Below are 3,848 nucleotides of genomic sequence, written 5' to 3'. Positions count from 1 at the left end.
AGATCTGGCGCGCGCCCATCTACGCGCGGAAGACCGGGTGCTTGATCTGGGCGCGGGGGCCGGGCTTGTGGCCATCATCGCGGCCCGTATCGTAGGGGCGCAAAACGTCACCACGGTCGAGGCAAACCCGGAGATGCTAGAGGTTCTGCGCGATAACCTTGACCGCAATGCGGGGCCGGGCGTGACTTTGCGCGCGGGCGCGGTGGTCGGCGCGGATACCGATGAAGAGACCGTGATTTTGAACCTGCGGCAAGCGTTCTGGTCAGCATCGACCTGCGGTCCTTTGGGCAAGGAGCCGCGCCTGATCGAGGTGCCCGCCCTGCGCTTCTCAGAGCTGCTGCGCGAGAGTGCGGCCACCGCAATCACCATGGATATCGAGGGCGCCGAGGCCGAGGCGCTGGCCCAGCCTTTGCCCGATCATGTCCGCCTTGTCATCTTAGAGCTGCATCCCGCCATCTATGGCGAGCGCAGCAAGAATACGATCTTGCGCAACTTGCGCGAGCAGGGCTTTCGCAGTCTGGAAAGCAAACGCACCGAAGAGGTTTATGCTTTCGGGCGCACCGCCACCGAATGACAAGCAGGCAGCCGATTGATCGGCCCGAAAGACCCCGATTATTGGGCGGCTTATCCGATCGCGATCTGAAACAAACGTTGCGAATATGAAAAAGGGCGGCAACCTTTTCAGGTGCCGCCCAAATTTTCAAGTGAAGCAAAAGGCCGAAATCAGGCCTCGGCTTCTTCCTCTTCGCCAGCTGCCAGCAGGCCCGCAGGTGCGGTGATGTTGGCGATCACGAAGTTGCGGTCGATGGTCGGCTTGACGCCTTTGGGCAGCTCGATGTCGTTGATGTGGATCACATCACCGATTTCACGGCCGGTCAGGTCCACAGTGATATGGTCCGGGATGTCCGCAGCCGTAACCATCAGTTCGACTTCCGAGCGAACAACGGTCAGCGTGCCACCGCGCTTCAGACCAGGTGCTGCTTCGTGGTTTTCGAAGTTCACGTGGATGAACAGGTTGACGCGCGAGTTGCGGTGCAAACGCATGAAGTCGATATGGGTCGGAAGGTCCTTCACCACATCGCGCTGAACGCCGCGGCAGATGACGCGAACGTCGTCTTGGCCTTCGACCTGCAGGTTCCACAGGGTCGACATGAAGCGACCTGCGCGCAGCTTGGTCAGCAGCGGGTTGAAGTCCATTGCGATTGCGACCGGCTCTTTGCCGTCGCCATAAACGATACCGGGCACCTTGCCTTCACGGCGAGCTGTACGGGCGGCCCCCTTGCCTGTCCCCGTGCGTGCCTCGGCCACTAGATTCGGGATCTCTTTGGCCATAGTCATATTCCTTACAGTTAAGATAAACGCCATCCTCCAAGGGTGCATGGCGATAAGCTCGGGCCTATACCTCAGGATCTGTGGAATTAAAAGGGGTTTTGTCTGAGCATTTCCCAAGGTCTGAGCGTGCCTAGGGCCTAGGCTGGGCCACGGGGCTGACCTATGGGCTGGGCAACATCCGCCGCATTATGGGCCGCGCTTACCTCAGACGGCCCATCCGCCTGCTGGCCCTATCACATTGCGGCGGCGGGCGCGCTGACAAAAAGCTTGAAGCGTGCTGACAAAAGGATTGCTGATCGCCTGAGTGGGTCTGCTCGCGCCATCTACCGGCCGGGGTGGCTATTGGCGATTGGCGGGTGTATTTGCCTCAGGCTTGGAATGTCACCAGATCGGGGCGCCACCGGCCCGAGGCTTTTTTCTTTCGGCGCAGTCTGGCGTGGCTGCCTCTTGCGGCGCTGAGGTCAGGGCTGCATCGCTGCGCCAACGACCTGCGTCTGATATGCGCCCTGATTTCCGGGACGACACCGCCGGATACCAAACCAGAACACAAGGAATGCTTAGCGATGACCCCCGAATATCTTGTCACCCATTCGGGTGGTTTTCATGCGGATGAGCTGTTTTCCAGCGTCATCCTGACCCGCCTTTTTCCCACCGCGCAATTGGTGCGAAGCCGCGCCGCCGAGTGGATCACCCCGGGTTCGGACCGCATCATCTATGATGTCGGCGGTGCCTATGATGCCGAGGCGATGATTTTCGACCACCATCAGCGCGGCGCCCCTTTGCGCGAGGATGGTCAGCCGCTTAGCTCTTTCGGGTTGATCTGGCGCCATTTTGGTCGCGATTATTTGCAGGCAAGCCAGGTTCCTGCCGAGCACATCGAGCATATCCATGCCTCTTTCGATGCAAGCTTCGTGCTGCCGGTCGATCTGATCGATAACGGTGCACTTAGCCCATCTGCGGCGGGGCCGCAGCTGACCAGCATGGTGCTGCCCAGCCTTCTGGAAACGCTCAAGCCCGTCTTTGACAATACCGACCCCGAGGCTGAAACCACCGCCTTTCACACCGCACTTGGCATTGCCCGCGCCTTTGTCGAGGCGCGTGTCGCCCGCAGCGCCGCCAAATTGCGCGCAGATGGTCTGGTCATGGCAGCAATCGAGGCAGCAGGTACGGGTCGCATATTAGAGCTGCCGATGGGCATGCCCTTCCGACCTTCGGTGGTCAAAGCCGGGGCCGATCATCTGTGGTTCGTGGTTAACCCGCGCGGCAAGGACTGGGCACTTGGCGGCATCCGCAAATCCGAGGATGGGTTTGAGCAGCGTGCTGATCTGCCTGCGGGCTGGGCGGGACTGACCAATCAGGCGCTGGAAGAAGCCTCGGGCGTCAAAGGGGCACTCTTTTGCCATAATGGTCGCTTCATTGCCGCAGCTGCCACCCGAGAGGCCGCGCTTGCCATGGCCGAAATCGCAGTGCGCGAGGCCGAATTGGCCGCTCAAAGCACCAGCGACGCCCCGGCGTGATCGCAATCACCAAGAGCTAAGGGGGGAATGCCCCCGCAAGCCGATCGTCACCCAAAGCGGTGACCTTGCCGCGCCGAACCCGGCGCGGCAGAGTTTTTCAGACCTTAGGCCGGGCTATATTCGTCCAGAAAGCCCTTGGGCAACAGGATGTCATGGCGGCCAAACTCGCGCACGTCGCGCTCGCCGCACAGGGCCATTGTCGTGTCCAGCTCTTTGTGGATGATCTCCAGCGCCTTGCTGACGCCCTCTTCGCCCATCGCGCCCAGCCCATAGATGAACGAGCGCCCGATATAGGTCGCATGTGCACCCAGCGCGAGCGCCTTGAGCACGTCCTGACCCGAGCGAATGCCGCTGTCCATATGGACCTCGATCTTGTCGCCCACAGCCTGGACGATATGCGGCAACATGCGGATTGCGCTTAGCGCGCCGTCAAGCTGGCGCCCGCCGTGGTTGGACACCACAATCGCATCCGCGCCGAAATCAGCGGCGATGCGGGCATCCTCTTCGTCCAGAATCCCCTTCAGGATCAGCTTTCCACCCCATTGATCGCGGATCCGTGCAATTTTGGACCAATCAAGTTTCGGGTCGAACTGCTCGGCCGTCCAGCTGGAGAGGCTGGACAGATCGCCCACGCCTTTCGCATGACCGACGATATTGCCAAAGGTCCGGCGTTTGGTGCCAGCCATACCCAGACACCACTGCCAGCGCCGCGCCAGATCCATGATCACCGGCAAGGTGAATTTCGGCGGGGCGGAAAGGCCGTTTTTAAGATCCTTGTGGCGCTGGCCAAGAATTTGCAGATCCAGCGTCAGCACCAGTGCCGAGCAATTGGCCTTTTTGGCGCGCTCGATCATGCCATCGACGAAATCCTCGTCCTTCATGACATAAAGTTGGAACCAAAAGGGCTTTTCGGTATTGGCCGCGACATCTTCGATCGAGCAGATCGACATGGTCGACAATGTGAAGGGCACGCCGAATTTCTGCGCGGCGCGGGCGGCT

At 60.5% G+C, this 3,848-nt stretch carries 4 protein-coding genes; 2 read left to right on the top strand and 2 right to left on the bottom strand.

All coding sequences use genetic code 11. The annotated features are described in order from the left end of the window. Positions 1 to 574: FkbM family methyltransferase (locus RTS12_RS20250; RefSeq protein WP_312531884.1), on the top strand; the 574-nt coding region annotated here is incomplete at its 5' end. Between the two features lie 149 nt (positions 575 to 723). On the opposite strand, the gene RTS12_RS20245 is transcribed toward RTS12_RS20250, so the two are convergent. Then, entirely contained in the window at positions 724 to 1,332 is a 609-nt protein-coding gene (locus RTS12_RS20245; protein ID WP_312531883.1) for a 50S ribosomal protein L25/general stress protein Ctc, read from the bottom strand. A gap of 563 nt (positions 1,333 to 1,895) precedes the next feature. Here RTS12_RS20245 and RTS12_RS20240 point away from each other — a divergent pair. Next, positions 1,896 to 2,849: an MYG1 family protein gene (locus RTS12_RS20240; RefSeq protein WP_312531881.1), complete on the top strand. Its 954-nt coding sequence runs from the start codon at positions 1,896 to 1,898 to the stop codon at positions 2,847 to 2,849. 104 nt (positions 2,850 to 2,953) lie between these two features. On the opposite strand, the gene RTS12_RS20235 is transcribed toward RTS12_RS20240, so the two are convergent. Continuing rightward, a partial coding sequence (locus tag RTS12_RS20235) for an alpha-hydroxy acid oxidase (RefSeq protein WP_312531879.1) occupies positions 2,954 to 3,848 on the bottom strand: 895 nt, incomplete at its 5' end.

This window comes from Paracoccus sp. (in: a-proteobacteria), assembly GCF_032007265.1.
In the GTDB taxonomy this organism is placed as follows: domain Bacteria; phylum Pseudomonadota; class Alphaproteobacteria; order Rhodobacterales; family Rhodobacteraceae; genus Paracoccus.
Note: the sequence above shows the minus strand (reverse complement) of the source record. Positions and strands in the feature narration are given on the sequence as shown.